This window comes from Desulfoluna sp. CYM3A, from assembly GCF_056829965.1.
Window position 1 is genome coordinate 5,871,169 of record NZ_CP186556.1, and the last position, 20,829, is coordinate 5,891,997.

The following is a 20,829-nucleotide window of genomic DNA, read 5'->3' on the forward strand; positions in this document are numbered from 1 at the left end:
GGTCGTGGCGATGCTTTTACGCCGCGGCATGGTGATGGTGCTTGTGTTTGCGGGCATCACCCATGGTGGCAAGCTACGGGTTCGTGACCCTGCCCAAGGGGTTTGTTCCCAACGAAGACCAGGGGTGGGCCCTCATGGGCGTCCAGCTTCCGGATGCCGCGTCCATGGAGCGCACCAAAGAGGTGGTGGATGTTATCAACAAGAAGCTTTCCACGATTCCCGGTATCCATCACCATCTCTCCATTGCAGGGTTTTCCATCATGGACAGCACCTCTCACGCCTCCAACGCGTTCTGGATTGTCCTGGACCCCTGGGAGGAGCGGGCTCATTCCAAGGTGACGGTGGACGAGGTGCTGGCTGAGGTGCGACGTGCGGTGGCACCGATTCAGGATGCCTTTGTTTTTGCCTTTCCCCTCTGGCTATTTTCTCGGCATGGGCAACGCCGGCGGCTTCAACATGCAGGTTCAGGACCAGCAGGAGCCTGGGGCTTGATGCACTCCAGCGCGAGACCACCAACCTGATGATGGCCGCAGCCCAGGACCCGAGGCTGGCCCGTGCGTTTTCGACCTTTCGGGCCAATGTGCCCCAGCTTGAGGTGGAGGTGGACCGCACCAAGGCCAAAACCCTGGGGGTCTCCCTGAGCGATGTGTATGCCACGCTGCAGGCCAACCTGGGTTCGGTCTACATCAACGATATTAACCTCTTTGGCAAGACATACCAGGTTCGGGTCCAGGCCGATGCCCGCTACCGGGAGACCCCTGAGCAGGTGTCGAGCCTGAAGGTGAGAAATGCCGATGGCAAGATGGTTCCCCTGGGGACCCTCGCCCATGTGAAGGAGAGCTTCGGGCCCCAGATCATCAGCCGCTACAACCTCTACCCGTCGGCCCTTCTCACGGGGCAGGGGCGGCCGGCGTCAGTTCCGGTGAGGTGATGGACATCATGGAGGAGCTGGCAGGCAAAACCCTCTCCCCGGGGATGGGGTATGAGTGGACCAACATGTCCTACCAGGAGAAAATTTCACGGGGCAAAACCCTGGTGGCCCTGTTCATGGCCATCCTCTGCGTTTACCTGGTGCTCTGCGCCCAATATGAGAGCTGGACGCTGCCCCTGTCGGTGATCCTTGCCGTGCCCCTGGCGCTCCTGTGTGGACGCCGTTTTCCTAAGGGGGCTGGACATCAACGTCTACACCCAGATCGGCCTGGTGCTTCTCGTGGCCCTGGCGTGCAAGACGGCCATTCTTATCACGGAGTTTGCCAAGGCCTCCAGGGATGAAGGCGATAGCATCACAGAGGCGGCCATGAAAGCCGCCACCATCCGGTTTCGTCCCATTTTGATGACGGCCCTTGCCATGATCATGGGGTTCGTCCCCTTGCTTATCGCCTCCGGGCTGGAGGAAAAGCCGCCAGGCCCTGGGGACGGCAACATTCAGCGGAATGGTTTCGGCGACCATCCTCCTGATTTTCTTTGTGCCGGTATTTTATGTCCTCAGCCAGCGTGTGAGTGAGGCGGCGCTCAACACACTCAGGCGCGGCAAAGGGGCTGGTGCCGAAAAGGCGGCGGTGTCCATGGATATGGAGGATTGATGCCAAACCATGCAGGGCCGGTTTTTGCCTTTTCATCGTACCTGTGATTCAAGCGGCTTTCTTGCCGGTTGTTGACGCCTGAAGGCTTGAACACCCTTTGGGAAGATAAATCTCCTGCAAAAACGGGGCGGTTGGCGTGATGCCAATTCGCCCCGTTTTTTTAGGACACGTTGGCTATGCCCTAAAGTAGAACGGCACCCTTTCAGGGAGCTGGCCCACCCGACGTCTCATCAGGGCACCATGTTTTTCCTGGCTGTTCGAGCTTTTGAATTCTTGAGGAAAAGAGCACGCAGACTGCGGGGCACGGGAAAAAGCCAACAGGGCCCGGTTGACTGACGTCACATTTAACGGGATACTTTCCCACAAGCGAAAATCCGGCAAACGATATCCCACACCATACCGACGATAAAGGAGAGAAACCATGCAGTACAGGCATGTTCCGCAAACGGGCGACAGGCTGTCCGCCCTGGGGTTCGGGGCCATGCGCCTGCCCATGACCGAAGAGGGCCAGGTGGATGAGGACCGGGCCATCCGGCAGATCCGGTCTGCCGTGGACAGCGGCGTCAACTATCTGGATACGGCCTGGCCTTACCACGGCGGCCAGAGCGAGACCATCCTGGGCCGTGCCCTGAAAGACGGCTACCGGGACAAGGTGAAGGTCGCCACCAAGCTGCCCTCCTGGCTGGTCAATAACCGCGGGGAGATGGACACGTACCTGAACACCCAGCTGGACAAGCTCGGGGTGGATTGCATCGATTATTATCTGCTCCATGCCCTGGACGGCAAAAGCTGGGATAAGCTGGAGAGCCTGGGTGTTATCGATTTCATGGATACGGCCCTTGCCGATGGCAGAATCAAGAACGCAGGGTTCTCCTTCCACGGCAGCGTGGAGGATTTCAAACGCATTGTGGACGCCTACCCCTGGACCTTTTGCCAGATCCAGTACAATTTTCTGGACCAGGAGAACCAGGCCGGCACCGAAGGTCTGGAATACGCGGCCGCAAAGAACCTGGGCGTGATCATCATGGAGCCCTTGCGGGGCGGGAACTTAGGGGCCCCCGAGGCGCCTCCGGCCATCCAAAAGATCTGGGACGAGGCGCCGGTCTCCCGCACGCCCGTGGCCTGGGCCCTGCAGTGGGTCTGGAACCGCCCCGAGGTGACGGTAGTCCTTTCGGGCATGAACGACGAAGCCCACATCAAGGAGAATCTTGCCATCGCAGAGATCGCCCTGCCCGGTTCCCTGACCCCCGAAGAGTGTGAGCTGGTGAACCGGGTGGCCGACACCTACCATGAGATCATGCGCGTGGGCTGCACCGGCTGCGGGTACTGCATGCCCTGCCCGGTCGGGGTCATGATCCCTGCGGCCTTTGAAGTGTTCAACAAGGTGCACCTGTTCGGAAAGAAAGAGGAAGGAAAGTTTCTCTACGCCCTTCGCCTCGGCGGCGTCCTGAGGCCCGGTGGCACAGGTTACGCGTCCCAGTGCGTCCAGTGCGGGGAGTGCCTGGATAAATGCCCCCAGCACATCGACATCCCCGAAGTCCTCTCTGAGCTGGTGGACGAACTGGAAGACGAGCACCTGCCAGAGCGTCTGGTCGCGGCCAGGAAGATGATGGGGTTGAAATCGGCTGATTAAAGCGACCTGTGGCGATAAGCCGAGGATGCGTAGGATGGGCAAAGGCAAGGCCGTAACCGTTGGCATGGCGGCGGTTTTGGCGCCGTGCCCATCGCATATGAAATAAAGATGGGCACGCTCCGCTTTGCCCATCCTACGGATGTCACAGGGCGACCGTGGTGGATATGCCGAAGGTGCGTAGGATGGGCAAAGGCAAGGCCGTAGCCGTTGGCATGGCGACGTTCTTGGTGCCGTGCCCATCGCGTGTAGTGACGGTGCCCATGTCGGGATGTTATGGCTTTTGGGTGGTGCGGGTTCACCGAGCAAGCAGGCACGCTCCGCTTTGCCCATCCTACGGATGTCACAGGGCGACCGTGGTGGATATGCCGAAGGTGCGTAGGATGGGCAAAGGCAAGGCCGAACCCGTTGGCATGGCGACGCTCTTGGCGCCGTGCCCATCGCGTGTGGTGACGGTGCCCATGTCGGGATGTTATGGCTTTGGGGTGGTGCGGGTTCATGATGCAAAGATGGGCACGCTTCGCTTTGCCCATCCTACGGATGTCACAGGGCGACCGTGGTGGATATGCCGAGGCGCGTAAGGAGGGCAAAGGCCAAGCCGAGCCCGTTGGCATGGCGACGCTCTTGGCGCCGTGCCCATCGCGTGTGGTGAAGATGCCCGTGCTGGGGATGTTGTGCGTGGGACCCAATATGTTATGGCTTTTGGGTGGTGCGGGTTCATGGTGCAAAGATGGGCACGCTCCGCTTTGCCCATCCTACGGATGTCACAGGGCGACCGTGGTGGATATGCCGAAGGTGCGTAGGATGGGCAAAGGCCAAGCCGAATCCGTTGGGATGGGGACGGTCTTGGCGCCGTGCCCATCATGTCCGGGGGAACCATGGACGCCGGCGTTTGCCTAAGCTGCCTTGGCTTCCCTGGTGCGGGGTGACCGGATGCGGTGCCACAGGTTCAGGAGCTGCACAGCGGTGATGGCGGCGATGAGCCTGGGGACCCAGAGCCAGAACGCGCCTATGCCCAGGGGAAGAAAGAGGGCGGGGTCTTCGATCATGGCGTGGTTGATGCCGATGGAGAGGTGGAGCTGGGTGGCCGTTTGGTCGGTGAAGGCGTTCTCCTTGGTCTCTTCCACGATGACGGCGGCCCCGTAGGAGAGGCCGAAGAGGGTGGCGGTGAGCCAGAGGATGCCCATTTTCCTGTCCACGCCCATGACGGACATAAAGGGCCCCAGGGGGCGCAGGATCACGGGGATGGCCCCTCCGGCCTTCATGATCTGGAGGGCCACCATGATGGTCATGATAATGGCCAGGATCTTGGCGGCCAGGGCGGCGGTTGCAATGGCCCACGCCCTGGCAAGGGGGGCAAAGGCCCCTTTGGAAGCTGCGGCAAGGCCTGCGCCTGCAGGCACAACATCCGGCGGGTTCAGCACCAGGGCGCAGATGGCCACGGTGATGATCGAGGTGGTGAGGCGCAGGAGGGTGGCTTTCACCGGGTTAAGACCGGCCTGTCCCTGGATGGCGCTCTCCTGGATCAGGTTGTGGCTGACGAGGAGGAATATGGCCACCAGGGTCATGTGTTCCGGGGCCATGGGCAGTACGAGCATGGCGGCAACAGCCCCGTAGATGCCGGTGAGCAGGCCAATGATCAGGGGCAGGGCCGCCACCGGGGGCAGTGAGAGAAACCCCATCACCGGGGAGAGGATAAAATCGAGCTTTGTGATGATGCCGGTGTAGTCCAGCACCAGGGTAAAAAAGGAGATGGGGACGAGGATCTTCATCATCCAGAGAAACCCGAACCATCCCTTGGCGACGCCCTCCCGGGCGGCTTGCGCAACTGTTGCCCTGCTTATCATGCTATCCAACCTTGACTGCGATGCTCCGCTGTTTACTCTTCCTGGCTCTCCACGACAACCACCTTCAAGGACATCCCCTGAAAGGTAACCACGTCGTTGTTGTAGACTTTCTTGGCCTTGCGGGTTTCCACCTGGCCGTTGAGTTCCACCAGCCCTTCGGAGATGACGAATTTTGCTTCGCCCCCGGCCGCGACCCAGTTGGCGAGTTTGATGACTTTGAAGAGTTCGATGGGCTCTTGTCTGATGGCGATGAGTTCGGTCATGGTTTGTCGTCCTTTATGTGTGGGGTGCCGATTTCGCAACGGCACCTGGGTTTGTACGGATTATCCATAGAGCAGACGAAATACACGAAATGTTACCAAAAGAACAGGGAAAAACAGGGCGAACCCATTCATTTCCTACCACCCGTTGACGCGGTGCCAGGTGTCCACGACCTCTCCGGTTTCATCCACCACATGGTAGCGGTCGTACATGGCCCCTGTGGCGCAGGCGTGGTTGGGCAGGATGCGGACCATGGACCCGATGCCGCAGGATGCCCAGGGGATCTCTCTGTCTTCTCTGTGGGAGACGATGCCGTGCTCCTGGTTGGCACCGGAGACGATGAGGTCGCTTAAGGGGGCTCCGTCCACACCGCAGACCCTTCCGTAGCCCTGGTCCAGGGCTTGGGCTGCCGTGCCCCTGTCCCGGGACATGGCCATCCAGCCCGCGTCGGTGATGACCCAGCCCTTTCGCTTCTGGTGGCCGATGACCGAGGCCAGGACCGAGACGGCAATATCCTCTTCCTTGCACACCCCGAGACCCGCCATCACAAGATCATAGAACATGTAGACCCCGGCCCTCACCTCGGTGACGCCTGTGAGGTCTTCGGCAAAGTTGGAGGTGGGGGTGGAACCCACGCTCACAACAGGGCAGGGGAGACCGGATGCTCGCAGGGCTTCGGCACAGGCCACGGCCATGGCTCGCTCCTGCTCTGCCATGGCGCGGATCGCCTCGGTGGAGCGGCACTGGTAAGACTCCCCTGCGTGGGTGAGCACGCCTTTGAGGGAGACCCCGTGCTCGTTATGGAGCAGGGTGCCGATGGCAATAAGATCGTCCCCTTCCAGTGTGATGCCGGACCGGTGCCCGTCGCAATCCAGCTCGATGAGGGCCGGAACCGTCACCCCGTGCTCAGCGGCAGCCTCGGCCACGAACCGCACCTGCTCGGCAGAATCCAGGAGCACGGTGATCTCCGCCCCTTTGTCCATGAGGCGAAAGATCCGGGGCAGCTTCACTGGGGCAATGCCAACGGCGTACACGATGTCCGTGATGCCCTTTTCGAAATAGTATTCCGCCTCTTTCAGGGTGGAGACCGTGATGCCTCCTTCCTGCCCTTCCAGGGCCATGGTCATGACATCAATGTTCTTGGCTGTCTTGCCGTGGGGCCTCAGGTTCACCCCCAGGGCCTTCATGCGCGCGCTTAGATTTCGGATGTTTTTCTGCAGCTTGGCCTTGTCCAGGACCAGGCAAGGGGTTTCCAGTGTCGTCAGATGCATTGGTTTTGTCTCCATGTGACCCGTGTTTCTAACCATTGTTTCGTTCCCAGGCTCCGCCTGGAACGCCTCGGAGGCTCTGCCTCCATGTAGATGTCGCCTGAGCCTGCGGTGTGTCATCCCGCGTTCGCTTTTACCTTCAGGCAAGGCAGCTCTTCTCGGGCGCCGGGACACTCCCAGGCAGAGCCTGGGAGCGAAGCAAACAAGCTTTACGGGCGCAGCCCGTCCGCAAATGAGGAGGGGCTTTAGCCCCGTAGCATTTGCAAACCTGGGGTCCAGGGGATCATCCCCTGGCCGCCGGAGGCGCTTTTTTTATTCCGAAGCCATCTGCGCCTCATAAAACGGCGTGGTCTTGATGCCCGTGCCCGTCAAGATCACCACGGTCTTTTCGTCTGCTTTGATGGTTCCCGTTTCCAGGAGCCGGGTAAAGGCCGCTGCCGCGTGGGCGCTGGTGGGCTCGGTGTAGAGGCCGGTGCGGGCAAGTGCGAGGCTTGTTTTGATGATCTCCTCTTCGGGGATGGCCACGGTGCCGCCGTTGCTTTCCCGCAGGGCCGCCAGGATCTGCTTCATACGGATAGGGCGCTTGATGGCCGTACCCTCGGCTACGGTGGGGGCAAAGTCGGTCTCCACGTACTCCTCGGCACCGGCCTGGAAGCTGGCGTGCACCGGGGCGCAGTGGGCGGGCTGGGAGAGAAAAATCCGGGGCATCTTTTTGATCTCCCCTGCGGCCATGAGCTCTTTAAAGGCGATATAGCATCCCAGGACGTTGCTTCCGGCCCCGCCGGGGATGACGATGTTGTCCGGCAAGTCATAGCCAAAATCTTCCCAGATTTCGTAGCCCAGGGTCTTGGTGCCCTGGAGGAAGAAGGGGTGCCAGTTGTGGCTGGCGTAGAAGATCTCGGCGGATTTTTCGATGGCCGCTGCTTCGGTGGCCTCCCTGGGGCCGGGGACCAGCACCACCTCGGCGCCGTAGGCCCGCACCTGGGCGATCTTGGACGGGGAGGTGGATTCGGGCACGCAGATGCAGGTGGAGAGTCCCCCTGCGGCCCCGTACCCGGCAACGGAGCAGCCCCCGTTGCCGGAGCTGTCTTCCAGCACCGAGGTGATGCCCTGGGCCTTGAGCATGGAGAGCATCACCGAGGTGCCGCGATCCTTGAAGGAGCCCGTGGGTGCGAACCACTCCAGCTTGAATGAGCAGGACGCCCCGCCGAATGTTTTGGTGACGAGGGGGGTGCACCCTTCACCCATGGTGATGGGCTTTTTGACCTCAAAGGGAAAGGCTGCCCGGTATCGCCAGATGGAGCGAACCGAGGTGTCGATCTGTTCGCGCGTGATGCCGGGAAGTTCGGTGAGCATCAGGGGACCACCCGAAGGGGCTCTCCAGGCGGTTGTTATGCAAAGGTCTCGCTGGTTTTGGGATCGATGTATCGTGCCATGCTGTGTCCTCGGTGAGGGTTGTTTTATGCCTCCGGCGGGTCGCTTTTTTGAAAAAAAGCTCCGCAAAAAATTTTCCTGGTTTAAGTCTCGCAGGAGCCTCGAACGTCAGAGCAAAAGCCTGTTTGTTTAACGTTTTAAGCGTTTTACTCGTTTTGTGGAGGCAGGGCCTCCATGCATCATTCCCAGGCGGAGCCTGGGAACGAAAGATATCCGGTCTCAGGGTTTGCCTCTGCCCCTCGGTGTTGAGTAACGCTGCCTTGGGCGGCAAGGGTGGTTTGGAGCGCCGCACTCCGGTGCGGCACGGGTAATGACGGACTAAAATGCCGCACCGGAGTGCGGCGCTCCGTTTCGGTGGATTTTTCCCGGTTTTTTATAGGTTGCGTGCCAAACCATAGCCAAGAAGAACCAGAGCGATTTGTTTGCTAAAGAGCGGCCACCGCCTCCAGCTCCACATGGAACCCGAAGTGCAGCTCACCGTGGGTTGGCACCACGGAGCGGGCGGGCTTGTGGTCGCCGAAGAACTCGGCGTAAACGCGGTTCACCTGGTCCCACAGGGCGATGTCCGAGATGTAGAGGGTGGTTTTGAGAACCTTGTCCTTGCTGCTGCCCGCTTCTTTGAGAACCAGCTCCAGGTTGGTGAGGACCTGGAGGGTCTCCTCTTCAATGGTTGCTTTTCTTTTTTCTCCGGTCTCGGCATCAAAGGCCAGCTGCCCGGAGGTGTAGATCATGCCGTTGTGGACGATGGCCTGGCTGTAGTGACCGGCCGGTTTCAGGGCGTTGTCTGTGGTGATGGTGTCCATGGGGTTACCTTGCCTTGTTTTTTTTGATTTCATCTAAGTAGCTGTAGACCGTGACCTTGGAGATGCCCAGCCGGGCCGCCACCTTGTCCATGGCTCCTTTGATGAGGAAAATGCCTTTGCTCTCCATGAAGGCGATGAGCCGGATTTTTTCTTTTTTCTTCATGGCGGCTGTGTCTGCCTGGGCGATGATTTTTTCGATGAGGTCGTCCACGATCTCCACCACGTTCTCCACGGGGGCCGATGCCGGGGCCTCGGGCTCTGCTTCCACGGGCAGGAAGTCGTCGAGAAAGGCCTTGAGAGGCCCCATGGCCGAGAGGTCGTAGTTGATGCACAGGGCACCGATGACCTCTCCTGTGGCGTCCCGGATCAGGGCGGTGGAGGATTTGATCTCCCGGCCGTCCTCGGTGGCGGTTTTGTAGTTGGCGGTCATGTCCCCTTTGAACTGCTTCGAAAGGAGCACCTGCTTGATCAGGTGGTCAAAGGACTGGCCCACCTGTCGTCCGGTGACGTGGTTGTTGACGGCATAGATCACCGAGTTCTGGGGCATGGAGAGGTCATGGATGACCACCTCGCAGTGCTTTCCAAACGTGCTGGCGATCATGTCGGCGACGGGGATGTACGATCTCAGTCGGGTGTCCGGGCTCTGCATGGGATTCCTGGGTTTTTATATTGGTTTGAAATATAAAAAAATCTATAAATTCGATTTTTGCCATGATTTATGGGTGTATTGTATAAAAAATTATACAAAAGGCAATAAAAAAATATATGGGAGAGGGGTGAGGGCGCCGCACGCCGGTGGGTGGTTTTTTTGGGGAGGCGTGGCGTATGCCGCACGGAGTGCTGCGCTCCAAAGGGCTGGGGTAATGGCCTGGAGCGGAAGATGCCACGCTTTATGTGTTTGGGCATCGCGTGGGGCGGGATGAAAGATGGAGCGCCGCACTCCTGTGCGGCTTTTTCGGGGGACGTGGCACATGCCGCACCGGAGTGCGGCATGCCAAAACAAGAGAATTTTATTTAATCCCCTTCATAAACTCCGGACTGATAAAGGCGGGGTCCGGGTAGCTGTAGAACCCTTTCTGGGTTTTGACGCCCAGGTCTCCTGCGTCCACGTAGGCTTTGACGAATTCGCCGTTTTTCTGGCTCTGCGGGTCCTTGGTAACCTGGGCCCAGTAATCCGTCACTTTCCAGATGGTCTCAAGGCCGATGGAGTCCATGATGCCGAAGGGGCCCACCGCGGTTTTCATGATGCCCATCCAGGCGCGGTCGATGTCTTCCACGGAGGCCACTTTGCGGCTGGCAAGGGTAAGGGCGGAGCCGAAGAGCTGGGAGAGCATGGTGTTGAACACATAGCCGTGCTGCTCTTTTTTGAGCTCGATGGGGTATTGCTCAATCTGGAAGACGAACTCGCGGACAGCCGCAAGTGTTTCCTCAGAGGTGCCGGGGTGGGGCATGATGTCCACGATGTTGGTGATGCGCACGTCGTGGAAGTGAAGGGCCACGAACCGGTCGGGCCGCCCGGTGTGCTCGGCGATCATGGAGGGCACCAGGGTGGAGGTGTTGGTGGTGAAGAGGGTGTGTTCCGGGCAGATGGCGTGCAGGGAGGAAAAGACCGAGGCTTTGAGCCTGGGGTCTTCGGGCACGGACTCGCTCACCAGGTCCGCGTCTTTTCCGGCCTCGGCAAGGTCGGTTGTGGTGCGGATGCGGGCCATGGCGTCCCCGGCCGCTTCCGGGCTTACCCGGCCCCCGGCCTCCATGGCTTTGCCAATTTTTTCCATGGTGGTGAGGGCCTTGGCCAGCGCCTCTTCGCTGGTATCGTAGAGGGTCACGTCCAGGCCGCACGCCGCGCACTGGTACCCGATCTGCTGGCCCATGGTTCCTGCCCCGACAATCAACACGCGTTCTACCTTCTTCATCCGTCTCTCCTTAAAGTGGGGTGTATTGAGATGGTCTTGCCGTCGGCATCGCAGTGCGGTGGCGCGGCGTAGGAAAAAATCAGGCAAGCATGCCATATGGCGAAAGGCCCGTTTGGCGGGGCTCTTGTTTCGTGAGAGGATCGCATCCGCGATATGTCGCAGTTTACTTCCTTTTTATTGTGTGGTTCTGCGATATATCAATGGTTACGCCGGGCCGGGCGATAGCGCCTGGTGGAGCGCCGCACTCCCGTGCGGCTTTTTTCGTGTCCCGTGGCTATGCCGCACTGGAGTGCGGCGCTCCATATCTTATGGTTCCACGGAGTCTCCGTAGACCTGGGGCGCCGCTCTGGAACGGCATTGCCCCCTAAAGCCGGTTTGATTACTCTGCTTTTATATTTAATCTTACGTGTCGTGGTACCCGGGCCTGGGCGATAGCGCCTGGTGGAGCGCCGCACTCCCGTGCGGCTTTTTTCGTGTCCCGTGGCTATGCCGCACTGGAGTGCGGCGCTCCATATCTTATGGTTCCACGGAGTCTCCGTAGACCTGGGCGCTGCTTTAAGACGACATTGCCCCCTAAAGCCGGATTCATTTACTCTGTTTATTTTGAATCTTACGTGTCGTGGTACCCCGGGCCGGGCGATAGCGCCTGTATGGCAGTGCTCCACCCCCGTGCGGCTTTTTTCATGCCCCGTGGCTATGCCGCACTGGAGTGCGGCGCTCCAGATCCTACGCCCTCCACGGAGTCTCCGTAGACCTGGGGCGCTGCTTTAAGGCGACATTGCCCCTAAAGCCGGATTCATTTACTCTGCTTTTATTTTGAATCTTACGTGTCGTGGTACCCCGGGCCGGGCGATAGCGCCTGGTGGAGCGCCGCACTCCCGTGCGGCTTTTTTCGTGTCCCGTGGTTATGCCGCACTGGAGTGCGGCGTCCTCAATACTGATGGCTCCACGGAGTCTCCGTAGACCTGGGGCGCTGCTTTAAGGCGACATTGCCCCCTAAAGCCGGGTTCATTTACTCTGCTTTTATTTTGAATCTTACGTGTCGTGGTACCCCGGGCCGGGCGATAGCGCCTGGTGGAGCGCCGCACTCCCGTGCGGCTTTTTTCGTGTCCCGTGGCTATGCCGCACTGGAGTGCGGCGCTCCATATCTTATGGCTCCACGGAGTCTCCGTAGACCTGGGGTGTTGGTCAGTGTGATCGGACATAAGCTTCCAACTCAGCATGCCACTGATCGGGATCGCATGTGCCGGGGGCTGTGGGCTGGCCGAAAAGCAAATTCACCAGATGGTGCGGGGTCTTCCCCCCGTTATGTATGGATTTGATGCACGATACACAGTAGACCACCACGTCTTCTTCGGGCATCTGATCCGCTCTCTGGGTCATTTTTTCTATGATTTTCTCTGTTGGCAACACGCCCCAGGCACTGTCCCCGCAGCAGATGCTTTTGTTTTTGGTCTTGTCGGCTTCCCTGACCTGGATGTTCATTTTTTCAAGCAGGGAGCGCACGGCCCCATGGACCCTGTTCTCCGTTCGCACAGGGCATGGGTCAAGCACAGACATGGATGCGCCTTTGTGGTCCGGGAAGGTCCAGAAATCTTCTTTATCGAGAATCTCCCAAAGGGATATCGTGGTGCAGTCCGGGTAGTTTTCCCTGTAGCGTTTGTCGCACCCCGCACAGACATTTATCACGGTGGTGCCGGGGGGCAGTTCCGGAGAATTCCTGCAACAGGTATCAAGCCGCTGGGTGGGCCCCATGTGTTGATTCAGAAGGGTCAAGAGGCGGTCCGCCGCCCCGGGGTTTTCAATGGCCAGCGCGCACCCTGGCGCAAATACGGTATTCATGGCTTCTTCCTTTTATCGGTCACGTGGTTGTGTCGTCTGGCCATGATCTACCATGCGCCAAAAAGAATTGCTGGCGATTATCGGAGGCGGCATTGAAATGATTCAGCTCTCCTGAAGCGGCCTTCGGCGGCAAGGTCTGCTACGATGAAAGCGGGTTGCGCAAGCGTGCCCTTATGTGGATTTGACATGTTGCCGACGGTGTCGGGGATGTGAGGTAGGGTGCGCTTGCGCACCGTCGATAAATCGGAACGGCCACGAAAACCCATGTACGGGTGTCCTACGCGCAGCTTAGACCTGGCAAAAGAGATGGGATTTCCGAACACATGGTGCGCAAGCACACCCTACAGGATGTTACAGACTATTCGGGTTAATGCTCTGTCGCGTGCCACTCTTCATACCCCCCTTCAAGGTTGAAGGCGGTGGGGAGCCCTGCCATGGTGTGGGCCAACCAGGCCCAGCCCGAGCGGATCCCGCCGGTGCAGTAGTAGACCACGGGTTTGTCCAGGGGGACTTTTTTCTTGGCAAGAAGGGCGTTCATGGCCCCCGGGGAGATGGGGGTGCGGGAGTTTTTATCGACCATCTTTTTCCAGGAGATGTGGACGGCCCCGGGGATGTGGCCGGTGAGCCACTCCGCGAAGGAGCGGGTATCCACCAGGGTGTAGGTGTCCGGGTTGTTCCGAAGGTCCTCGGCCGTGATAAAGACGGTGGCATCTGGGGTCGGTGTGTACAGGGTCCTCAAGGGGGTATCCTGAAGCCCTTCGGGTTGCTCCTTCAAAGGAAGGTTCTTATCGATCCAGCCGGGCATGCCTCCGTTCAGGAGGTAAACCGGGCCCTGATGGCCGAGCCACTCAAGGAACCAGGCGATCCAGCCTTCGCCGCCCCAGGACTTGTCTGCATCTCCGGTGATGACGATGGGCGACGTCGCCTGGATACCCAATGCTCCTAAGGCTTCGGCCATCTCTTTGGGAGGAAAGGTTCTGTAAGGTATCTTTTGGTCATCGGTTTTTGTATACTCTTCCCAGTTAAAGGAGAAGGAACCCGGGATGTGCCCTTTGGCCCACGCCTTTTTCGGCCGGGCATCCAGGATAACGGGTTTTTCCTCCATGGTATCCAACGAGCCCGGGGTGATCCGTTCCACCGCCCCTGCGGGCACTCCAACGACACACACCGAGACCACCAACATGAGAATGGGTATGAGAGTCGCAAGTCTCTTTTGCATCTGTCTTGCCTCCTGGATGGGTTTGCTCTTTTGCAGCCGCCCCTTTGCCATGGGTATATTCATGGCGGCTGCCTGCGTTCAGGGGGGATTGGTTTATGCGAATGCCCGTCTGGCCGAGTCCGGCACCTGGCCTTTGAAGGCCTCGACCCTTCTGGTCGTTGCCCTGTTGCTTCGGCTGCCCTTTGTGGTGTCTCCCCCTGTGTTGTCGGACGATATCTACAGGTACCTCTTTGACGGGATGGTCCAGGTAGAAGGGGAGAGCCCCTATGCACGGTCTCCCGAGCATTACGCATCACTGCTTATGCCCGGCCGTGACGAATCCGCTGCAGAGACTATTCTGGCTGAGCTGGCCACAAAGGTCAACCACCCCTCGCTGGTCACCCTCTATCCCCCTGCGGCCCAGTTTTTCTTTCGTTTTTCCGCTCCCTTGGGCATGGCCGGGATGAAGGCCCTGCTGGTGGCCGCAGATCTTGCGGTGATTGTCCTGTTTCTCACGGCTCCGGCCGGGGAGGACCACCGCTCCACAGGGTGATCCTCTACGCCTGGAACCCCCTGGTGGTCTGGGAGATCGCCTGGTCCGGCCACATCGACGCCCTGGCCCTTCCCTTTCTTCTGGCCGCCACCCTGCTGATCTCCACGGCCAGGGGCCAGAAAAGGGCGATCTGGGCTGGGGGCCTTTTTGCCGTGGCCGTGTGGGTGAAGCTGATCCCGGCCATGTTCGCCCCTTTTCTGCTCCTTGCCGCAGGCAGGCGGGCAGGGTGGGCGACACTTGGCGGGGCCGTGGTGTCCGTCTTTCTGGTGGTGCCCTATCTGCCCCAGGCCGCCCACGCCCTGGAGACCCTTCGGGTGTACGGCACCACCTGGGAGTTTTCCGGGTTTCTCTTTCGCACGGCGCGGGACGTAACCGGCATGAACGGCCTGGCCCGTCTGACCATGGCAGCCCTTTTGGCCTGCGCTTTTTCCGGGCTGCTTTACCGTCAGGTTCGGTCCCCCTCAACCCCCGGTTTTTTCATGGGGTGGGCGGCCTTTGCCTGGCTCCTTGTCACCCCCACCCTGCACCCCTGGTATGGCCTCTACCTGGCCATGTGCCTGCCTTTGATGGGGGCAGGTCGCGTGGGCGTGGCCCCGGCCTACCTCATGACCCTGACCCCCCTTCTGGGGTATAATGTGCTTACGGACTACCTGTCCGCCGGGGTCTGGTCCGAAGGGGCCTGGATTCCTTTCTGGATTTTCAGTGTGCCGGTGTGCGCTCTGCTGGTGGTCTGGTGGAAGGGCAAAACCAACGCATGATTTTTGTATTGATGCTGTAAAAAACGCCTCCGGCGGCAAGGTGGGGGCACCTTGAAACCCTATGGCGAATGCATGGAGGCAATCATTCTCGAAGCGTTATCTAAGCATTCGCGTGCCGTGTGACATACGGCAAGCGTTTTTGCAGGAGAGACCCGACATCCTTAGGTGACATACGGCGACCGGCGGTGATGTGCCGAAAATACGTAGGATGGGCAAAGGCAAAGCCGAACCCGTTGGGATGGCCACGGCCTTGGAGCCGTGCCCATCGCCTGGGCCACCATGGTGGCAGCGATGACACCGCCTTTAGGGTACACTCTGTGCACCATGCCCGGGTTCCCCAGGGTTTCGATGTTACTGATGCCTTCGAGATATGCCGGGCTTTGATGTCGGTGCACGGAGTGCACCCTACCTTTGCCATGCAGGCCGAAGCCAAGCGAGGGCTAAATCGTTTTAATAACCAGCTTTCAAGGTGGCTCGCCTTGCCGCCGGAGGCATCGTTTTTTGCTGTTTTATCTCCTAACTCGATCACAGAGGGCCTTTTATGAGCGATCTGCTGTTTCACGCGATGTATCTCCTTCACCTGATATCCGTGGTCCTGGTGGCCCTGTACGGTGTGCACCGGCTGGTTCTTTTGCGGGAGTGGCTTGGTGTACGGCGCCGGAGAGGGGGCGTGGCGGCCGTGCCGGACGAGGTGCCTGTGGTGACGGTGCAGCTTCCCCTTTATAACGAAGAGGCCGTGGCCGAGCGGTTGATTGCGGCGGCAGGGGCTCTCTCCTGGCCTTTGGATCGCCTGGAGATCCAGGTACTGGACGACTCCACGGACGGAACCCGGGAGGTGGTGGACCAGGGCGTGGCCCGGCTGAAAGCGCGCGGGGTGACGGCCTCGGTGCTGAGGCGGCCCAGCCGCAAGGGGTACAAGGCAGGGGCCCTGGCAGCAGGCCTTGAAGAGGCCCGGGGCGACTATATTGCCGTGTTTGACGCCGACTTTATCCCGCCTTCGGATTTTCTGCTGAAGACCATGCCTCGGTTTACGTCCCCGGGCATCGGCATGGTCCAGGCACGATGGGGGTTTTTAAACGATGAATCTTCTCTGGTCACCGGGGTCCAGGCCCTGACCCTGTCCGCGCACTTTGATATCGAGCACGCCACCCGACATGCGGGGGGGCGCTTTTTCAACTTCAACGGCACGGCCGGGGTGTGGCGCAAAGAGGCCATCATCGGGGCAGGGGGCTGGCGTGCGGACACCCTCACCGAAGACCTTGATTTAAGCTACAGGGCCCAGATGGCCGGATGGCGGCTTTCCTATTACGGAGAGTGTGTGGTGCCTTCCGAGCTGCCGCCCACCCTCACGGACTTTATCTCCCAGCAGCAGCGGTGGACCAAGGGGGCCAGCCAGACCGCGGTGAAGGTGTTGCCCCGTCTTCTCAGCACAGCCTTGCCCCGGCGGGTGAAGGTGGAGGCAATCTTTCATCTGTTGGGTGGCCTGGGCTGGGTGGCAGGAGCTGTTGCCACGGTGACCCTCTGGCCCGCCCTGATGGTCCACGGCACGCGGGCCGCGTCCCTGGCCTGGATCCCCGGGGTGGCCGCCCTCACCGGAAGCTGCGGGGCCATCCTCTTTTACTACACGGTGTATGCCTTTACAGAGCCACGCACCCGGCATCTTGTGCGCTACGTGCCCATGATCCCCCTGGTCTGCATCGGAGTGGCCCCGTTCCTGGCCCGGGCAGCGGTGCAGGGCTTCTTCCAGAGCCACGGAGAGTTTAAGCGAACTCCCAAGTACGGAACCTCCAAAGACACCGCAACCCGGGAGACCCTTGGGGCAGGCCGTGCCACCTTCGGCAGGGCCATGGTGGCCTTTGTCCTTTTGGTGGCAACGGCGTTTCCCATGCTCTTTGCCCTGGACACCCTGGCCCTGTACGCCATTCCACTGGCCCTGGCCGTGCCTGCGGGCTATCTTCTCACCGGGGCCATCCTGGCCCGGGAGAGCCGGTTCGCGGGGGAATGCGCGCCTTCGTCCCTGGATCCGTTCGTCAGGTAGAAAACCTTCTCTGCGGATATTCGGTTTATGCAAGGGGAAAGCCGGTTTACACAGAGGGTGGCTCCGGGTATAATGCAGGCCTTTTGTGATTATTCAGCGATGCCTTTGGCGGGACGCTTTTGCAAAAAAGCGCCTTAAAAACGTTCCGGTTACCCGGCTTTCCTCTGCGCCCACAGGTCGCGATGCAGGGACGGGACGCACGGGAATGCGGCCGCTGCGTTGGCAGTGGTCATTAACTACCTGTTTGCCGGATGATTTAAACAGGGCTGCCGAAGGCGACGTCAGGCTGAACAGTTACCCCTATGTTACGACGGATTGACCGAGTTATATAGCAAGAGACAATCTGCCCACAAGGCGGGCATGGAGACAGGACATCATGGACATTTTCAACTATCCTTCGGTAGAGGCTGAAGCCAAGGTTCGTGCCATCACGGACCGTGGCCTGGGATACACGGCAGAGGACGAAAAGGGCGTTATCGATATTCTCGAGGCGGTTCGCACAGGCGGCGACGAAGCTCTTTTACATTATATCCGCCGTTTCGACGCCCCGGAGATGACTCTTTCTCAGCTCGTGGTCACCGAAGCCGAGATCGACGAGGCCGTTGCGTCGGTGGACGACGATTTTATGAAGGCCCTGGATCTGGCCGCCACCCAGGTGGAGTCCTTTCACCGCAAGCAGCTTGAGAATTCCTGGATCGACATGCCCCGCAAAGGGGTCACCCTGGGTCAGGTGGTCAACCCCGTGGACGCCGCCGGTGTCTACGTGCCCGGCGCCACCGGCGGCATGACGCCCCTGGTCTCCTCCGTGCTCATGGGTGCCATCCCCGCCAAGATCGCAGGGGTCAAGCACATCGCCATGGTCACGCCCCCCATGGCCGACGGCACCGTCAACAAGCACCTCCTGGCCGCCGCACGGCGCACGGGCGTGGACGTGGTCTACAAGGCGGGCAGCGCCTGGGCCGTGGCCGCCCTGGCTTACGGCACCGAGTCCGTGGGCAAGGTGGACGTCATCGTGGGCCCCGGCAACATCTACGTGACCCTGGCCAAGAAGCTGGTCTCCGGCACCGTGGGCATCGACATGATCGCAGGCCCCAGCGAGATCCTTGCCATCGCCGATGAGAGCGCCAACCCGGTATGGGCCGCAGCCGACCTTCTTTCTCAGGCCGAGCACGATCCGTTGGCCTCTTCCATCTTCGTCACCACCGACGCAGAGCTGGCCAAGAAGGTCCGCGCCGAAGTGGACCGCCAGCTGGAAGAGCTGCCCCGTAAAGAGATCGCAGGGGCATCCATCCGGGACTACGGCGCCATCATGGTCACCGACTCCATCGAGTCCGCCTGCGAGCTGGCCAACCGCCTGGCCCCCGAGCACCTGGAACTCCTCGTGAAAGCCCCCTTTGAAGTGGTGGGTATGATCCGAAACGCAGGGGCCATCTTCATGGGCCACTACACCCCCGAGCCCATGGGCGACTACGTGGCAGGCCCCAACCACGTCCTGCCCACAGCCGGTACCGCCCGGTTCTCCTCAGCCCTGTCCGTGGAGAACTTCACCAAAAAGAGCAGCCTGATCTGCTACTCCGAAGACGCCTTCCGCAAAGAAGCCGAAGAGGTCATGCTCCTCGCCGAAACCGAGGGCCTCAGCGGCCACGCCCGCTCTGTAAAAGTCAGGGTTTCCTGATTTAGCGCCTATTAAAAACCGGCACCCGAATCCGGGTGCCGGTTTGTTTCCTCGTAGGGTGCGCCGTGCGCACCGCCCCCGCCTCAGATGACCTATTTAGCAAAAACCACCGCCCCCTCTTTAACCGCACCCCTCTATTTCAACCCCACAATCTCCCGGAACTGTCTCTTAAACCAATTTTATCTCGTGTTTTCCCCAAAAGGAACGGAGCCGCACCCTCCCACCTCCCGGCACGACCCCGCCCTTTTCCCCCCTTCGGTCCCTCAAGCCGCAAGCCTCCTCACCCAAGGCTCTTCCCAATCTATTCGCCTCTCACCACTTGCTACTCACCTTTCTCCACCCTTCTATTCCCCAAACCGCAGGCCCTCCCCACCCACGGCTCTTCCCGACCCATTCACCACTCACCACTTGCTACTCACCTTTCTCCACCCTTCTATTCCCCAAACCGCAGGCCCTCCCGACCCACAGCTCTTCCCAACCTATTCACCACTCACCACTTGCTACTCACCTTTCTCCACCCTTCTATTCCCCAAACCGCAGGCCCTCCCGACCCACAGCTCTTCCCAACCTATTCACTACTCACTATTCCCTATTCACTTTTCCCCCATCCGTTCCTGCTCCTCTCTATAAAACGCCACAATCCGATCCACGGCCTTGTATTGCCGCTCCAAAAGGTCCTCGGTGATGGTTCTGAGTCCCCATTTCTTGAAATCGATCTGAAGGCCGTTTCCTCCCGGGGCCTCGGCAGCTTCCAGTTCAGAAAAGAACGCCCCCACGGATGTGAGGAGGCGATGAACGTCCTTGATGGCATCGCAAAGCTCAGCAATCTCCGACCCGGAAAACATGACAGGGCCGGGCTGGCTGTCCGGTGAAGTCATGGTGGCTCCTTTAAAACAGGTGATAGAGGTGATAGGAGATAGGTCAAAGGAAAAGGGGAGACCTTGGCAGAGGATCGTTCGCATTTCCGGCGAATCGTATTTTGTATTGAGTACAAAGACGTCCAGCCGCAAATATCCTATGCCCTATTAACCTATGACCTGATTTTGCGCCCCCCCGGCAAAAGGAAAAAGAGAAAACCCAGCCCAAACCAGAAGGCCGGGCCTGCCGCAGCACAACACAAGGCTCCGAAGGGGCGCAACTCCGCCTGTCAGTCAGAAACCCGCGTGATCAAGGGCCATTTTGTACGGCGATAGTGTTGGTGAAAGGCGCGCTGGATTGCGCGTGACGAGGAAAATACGACTTGAAATGGGGGTGAGTGTGGTGTAAAAAATCGTGTAGCCATAACGACCTCCTTCAAAGGTTGTTTTGGTCAGGCCTGGCAGGATGTTCGCGCATCCTGTCGGGTCGCAACATGCATTCCATGATCTTCGTAATAACTAGTTATTACCTCTCACCCTAATTCCATCCTTTTGACGTGTCAATAGTTTTTTTGTCACTAAATCATGCTGTTATTCATTTCGATTTTTGCTGAAATAACATCGGTCTAACCTTTCTGAAGCGTTCACCGCCAGGTTTAAGTGGTCTCATCAGCTGCTTTGAGGCCGCTTCAAAAATAAAAACATCAAAAACGATGTCTCCGGGTGCAAGGTGGGCCACCTTGAAAGCTGGTTTCCGAGGCGCTATGCAGGAAAAGAGAACGCCGTATTGCATAATCGCTTCGTTATTTCGAGATATATTGAAATGAACCATATGATTGGTTTACGGTATGTTGGATAAAGTTCTTTCTACGGGAAAATGAGTTTTTCAGATTGAAAATTCGAAATTTCAGGCGTATGACTTGAAATGATTCGGTGGTCTTCGGCTGGAAAGGTGATGCATTACATTGCCTGCGAAGCTGTTTTCGATGGGGGTATCAAGGGGCAAACATGGAAAACTATCCGTGTCCAAGAGCAAAGGTGGAAAATTTTCCGGGTATCACCGTATTAAAGCCACAAAAGTGGACATTGCCATCGGGGTGTATCAATACCCCTTTGTGGATGCGGGAAGTCTGCTGGCTGGTGATAATGCTGTAAAACAGAGGTTTTGG

The 20,829-nt window shown here is 59.2% G+C and carries 17 protein-coding genes and 1 pseudogene; 8 read left to right on the forward strand and 10 right to left on the reverse strand.

Annotation, left to right across the window (positions count from 1 at the left end; translation table 11 throughout):
- The first annotated feature begins 47 nt into the window (after nucleotides 1-47).
- The 4 genes and pseudogenes from ACOYW1_RS29535 to ACOYW1_RS29550 all read left to right on the forward strand — a co-directional run bounded on the left by ACOYW1_RS29535 (nucleotide 48) and on the right by ACOYW1_RS29550 (nucleotide 3,216).
- Nucleotides 48-521, forward strand: coding sequence for an efflux RND transporter permease subunit (locus tag ACOYW1_RS29535; protein ID WP_482420776.1), 474 nt, complete (start codon nucleotides 48-50; stop codon nucleotides 519-521).
- A 2-nt stretch (nucleotides 522-523) separates the two neighbouring features.
- Nucleotides 524-1,504: pseudogene (locus ACOYW1_RS29540) on the forward strand (efflux RND transporter permease subunit).
- Nucleotides 1,434-1,583 (forward strand): hypothetical protein, encoded by a 150-nt coding sequence (locus ACOYW1_RS29545; protein ID WP_482420777.1) that lies wholly within the window; start codon nucleotides 1,434-1,436, stop codon nucleotides 1,581-1,583. The pseudogene ACOYW1_RS29540 and the gene ACOYW1_RS29545 overlap by 71 nt, the downstream one beginning before the upstream one ends.
- 421 nt (nucleotides 1,584-2,004) lie before the next feature.
- Nucleotides 2,005-3,216, forward strand: a complete 1,212-nt coding sequence (locus tag ACOYW1_RS29550; protein ID WP_482420778.1) for an aldo/keto reductase — start codon at nucleotides 2,005-2,007, stop codon at nucleotides 3,214-3,216.
- Nucleotides 3,217-4,109: 893 nt separating this feature from the next.
- Here ACOYW1_RS29550 and ACOYW1_RS29555 read toward each other — a convergent pair.
- The 9 genes from ACOYW1_RS29555 to ACOYW1_RS29595 all read right to left on the reverse strand — a co-directional run bounded on the left by ACOYW1_RS29555 (nucleotide 4,110) and on the right by ACOYW1_RS29595 (nucleotide 13,800).
- The gene (locus ACOYW1_RS29555) at nucleotides 4,110-5,060 is read right to left on the reverse strand and encodes an iron transporter (protein WP_482420779.1); all 951 of its coding nucleotides are present in this window, start codon (nucleotides 5,058-5,060) and stop codon (nucleotides 4,110-4,112) included.
- A gap of 32 nt (nucleotides 5,061-5,092) precedes the next feature.
- On the reverse strand, nucleotides 5,093-5,323 hold the full coding sequence (locus ACOYW1_RS29560; RefSeq protein WP_482420780.1) for an RNA-binding S4 domain-containing protein: 231 nt from the start codon (nucleotides 5,321-5,323) through the stop codon (nucleotides 5,093-5,095).
- Between the two features lie 135 nt (nucleotides 5,324-5,458).
- Nucleotides 5,459-6,592 (reverse strand): DSD1 family PLP-dependent enzyme, encoded by a 1,134-nt coding sequence (locus tag ACOYW1_RS29565; RefSeq protein WP_482420781.1) that lies wholly within the window; start codon nucleotides 6,590-6,592, stop codon nucleotides 5,459-5,461.
- 309 nt (nucleotides 6,593-6,901) lie between these two features.
- Nucleotides 6,902-7,945, reverse strand: coding sequence for a threonine synthase (locus ACOYW1_RS29570; protein WP_482420782.1), 1,044 nt, complete (start codon nucleotides 7,943-7,945; stop codon nucleotides 6,902-6,904).
- A gap of 503 nt (nucleotides 7,946-8,448) precedes the next feature.
- The gene (locus ACOYW1_RS29575; RefSeq protein WP_482420783.1) at nucleotides 8,449-8,826 is read right to left on the reverse strand and encodes a RidA family protein; all 378 of its coding nucleotides are present in this window, start codon (nucleotides 8,824-8,826) and stop codon (nucleotides 8,449-8,451) included.
- A 4-nt stretch (nucleotides 8,827-8,830) separates the two neighbouring features.
- A complete protein-coding gene (locus ACOYW1_RS29580; RefSeq protein ID WP_482420784.1) occupies nucleotides 8,831-9,475 on the reverse strand; it encodes a helix-turn-helix transcriptional regulator in 645 nt (214 codons plus the stop codon).
- A gap of 361 nt (nucleotides 9,476-9,836) precedes the next feature.
- A complete protein-coding gene (locus ACOYW1_RS29585; protein ID WP_482420785.1) occupies nucleotides 9,837-10,739 on the reverse strand; it encodes a 3-hydroxyacyl-CoA dehydrogenase in 903 nt (300 codons plus the stop codon).
- Between the two features lie 1,188 nt (nucleotides 10,740-11,927).
- Nucleotides 11,928-12,581, reverse strand: coding sequence for a hypothetical protein (locus ACOYW1_RS29590; RefSeq protein ID WP_482420786.1), 654 nt, complete (start codon nucleotides 12,579-12,581; stop codon nucleotides 11,928-11,930).
- Between the two features lie 367 nt (nucleotides 12,582-12,948).
- Nucleotides 12,949-13,800 (reverse strand): sulfurtransferase, encoded by an 852-nt coding sequence (locus ACOYW1_RS29595; protein ID WP_482420787.1) that lies wholly within the window; start codon nucleotides 13,798-13,800, stop codon nucleotides 12,949-12,951.
- Here ACOYW1_RS29595 and ACOYW1_RS29600 point away from each other — a divergent pair.
- The 4 genes from ACOYW1_RS29600 to hisD all read left to right on the forward strand — a co-directional run bounded on the left by ACOYW1_RS29600 (nucleotide 13,775) and on the right by hisD (nucleotide 18,803).
- Entirely contained in the window at nucleotides 13,775-14,332 is a 558-nt protein-coding gene (locus ACOYW1_RS29600) for an MptA/MptB family glycosyltransferase (RefSeq protein ID WP_482420788.1), read from the forward strand. The genes ACOYW1_RS29595 and ACOYW1_RS29600 overlap by 26 nt on opposite strands.
- Nucleotides 14,329-15,090 (forward strand): hypothetical protein, encoded by a 762-nt coding sequence (locus ACOYW1_RS29605; protein WP_482420789.1) that lies wholly within the window; start codon nucleotides 14,329-14,331, stop codon nucleotides 15,088-15,090. Before ACOYW1_RS29600 ends, ACOYW1_RS29605 begins: the two co-directional genes overlap by 4 nt.
- A 541-nt stretch (nucleotides 15,091-15,631) precedes the next feature.
- Complete coding sequence (locus ACOYW1_RS29610; protein ID WP_482420790.1) at nucleotides 15,632-17,128, forward strand: glycosyltransferase; 1,497 nt, start codon at nucleotides 15,632-15,634, stop codon at nucleotides 17,126-17,128.
- A gap of 376 nt (nucleotides 17,129-17,504) precedes the next feature.
- The gene (gene hisD / locus ACOYW1_RS29615) at nucleotides 17,505-18,803 is read left to right on the forward strand and encodes a histidinol dehydrogenase (RefSeq protein WP_092213131.1); all 1,299 of its coding nucleotides are present in this window, start codon (nucleotides 17,505-17,507) and stop codon (nucleotides 18,801-18,803) included.
- 593 nt (nucleotides 18,804-19,396) lie between these two features.
- Here the strand turns inward: hisD and ACOYW1_RS29620 are convergent.
- The gene (locus ACOYW1_RS29620; protein WP_092213129.1) at nucleotides 19,397-19,681 is read right to left on the reverse strand and encodes a hypothetical protein; all 285 of its coding nucleotides are present in this window, start codon (nucleotides 19,679-19,681) and stop codon (nucleotides 19,397-19,399) included.
- Nucleotides 19,682-20,829: the final 1,148 nt, after the last annotated feature.

What these genes read in the sequence shown, in the direction of transcription:
- ACOYW1_RS29545 (WP_482420777.1), top strand. Translation starts at nt 1,434, where the DNA reads ATGGTTTCGGCGACCATCCTCCTGATTTTCTTTGTGCCGGTATTTTAT.
- ACOYW1_RS29550 (WP_482420778.1), top strand. Translation starts at nt 2,005, where the DNA reads ATGCAGTACAGGCATGTTCCGCAAACGGGCGACAGGCTGTCCGCCCTG.
- ACOYW1_RS29555 (WP_482420779.1), bottom strand. Translation starts at nt 5,060, where the DNA reads ATGATAAGCAGGGCAACAGTTGCGCAAGCCGCCCGGGAGGGCGTCGCC.
- ACOYW1_RS29560 (WP_482420780.1), bottom strand. Translation starts at nt 5,323, where the DNA reads ATGACCGAACTCATCGCCATCAGACAAGAGCCCATCGAACTCTTCAAA.
- ACOYW1_RS29565 (WP_482420781.1), bottom strand. Translation starts at nt 6,592, where the DNA reads ATGCATCTGACGACACTGGAAACCCCTTGCCTGGTCCTGGACAAGGCC.
- ACOYW1_RS29570 (WP_482420782.1), bottom strand. Translation starts at nt 7,945, where the DNA reads ATGCTCACCGAACTTCCCGGCATCACGCGCGAACAGATCGACACCTCG.
- ACOYW1_RS29575 (WP_482420783.1), bottom strand. Translation starts at nt 8,826, where the DNA reads ATGGACACCATCACCACAGACAACGCCCTGAAACCGGCCGGTCACTAC.
- ACOYW1_RS29580 (WP_482420784.1), bottom strand. Translation starts at nt 9,475, where the DNA reads ATGCAGAGCCCGGACACCCGACTGAGATCGTACATCCCCGTCGCCGAC.
- ACOYW1_RS29585 (WP_482420785.1), bottom strand. Translation starts at nt 10,739, where the DNA reads ATGAAGAAGGTAGAACGCGTGTTGATTGTCGGGGCAGGAACCATGGGC.
- ACOYW1_RS29590 (WP_482420786.1), bottom strand. Translation starts at nt 12,581, where the DNA reads ATGAATACCGTATTTGCGCCAGGGTGCGCGCTGGCCATTGAAAACCCC.
- ACOYW1_RS29600 (WP_482420788.1), top strand. Translation starts at nt 13,775, where the DNA reads ATGAGAGTCGCAAGTCTCTTTTGCATCTGTCTTGCCTCCTGGATGGGT.
- ACOYW1_RS29595 (WP_482420787.1), bottom strand. Translation starts at nt 13,800, where the DNA reads ATGCAAAAGAGACTTGCGACTCTCATACCCATTCTCATGTTGGTGGTC.
- ACOYW1_RS29610 (WP_482420790.1), top strand. Translation starts at nt 15,632, where the DNA reads ATGAGCGATCTGCTGTTTCACGCGATGTATCTCCTTCACCTGATATCC.
- hisD (WP_092213131.1), top strand. Translation starts at nt 17,505, where the DNA reads ATGGACATTTTCAACTATCCTTCGGTAGAGGCTGAAGCCAAGGTTCGT.
- ACOYW1_RS29620 (WP_092213129.1), bottom strand. Translation starts at nt 19,681, where the DNA reads ATGACTTCACCGGACAGCCAGCCCGGCCCTGTCATGTTTTCCGGGTCG.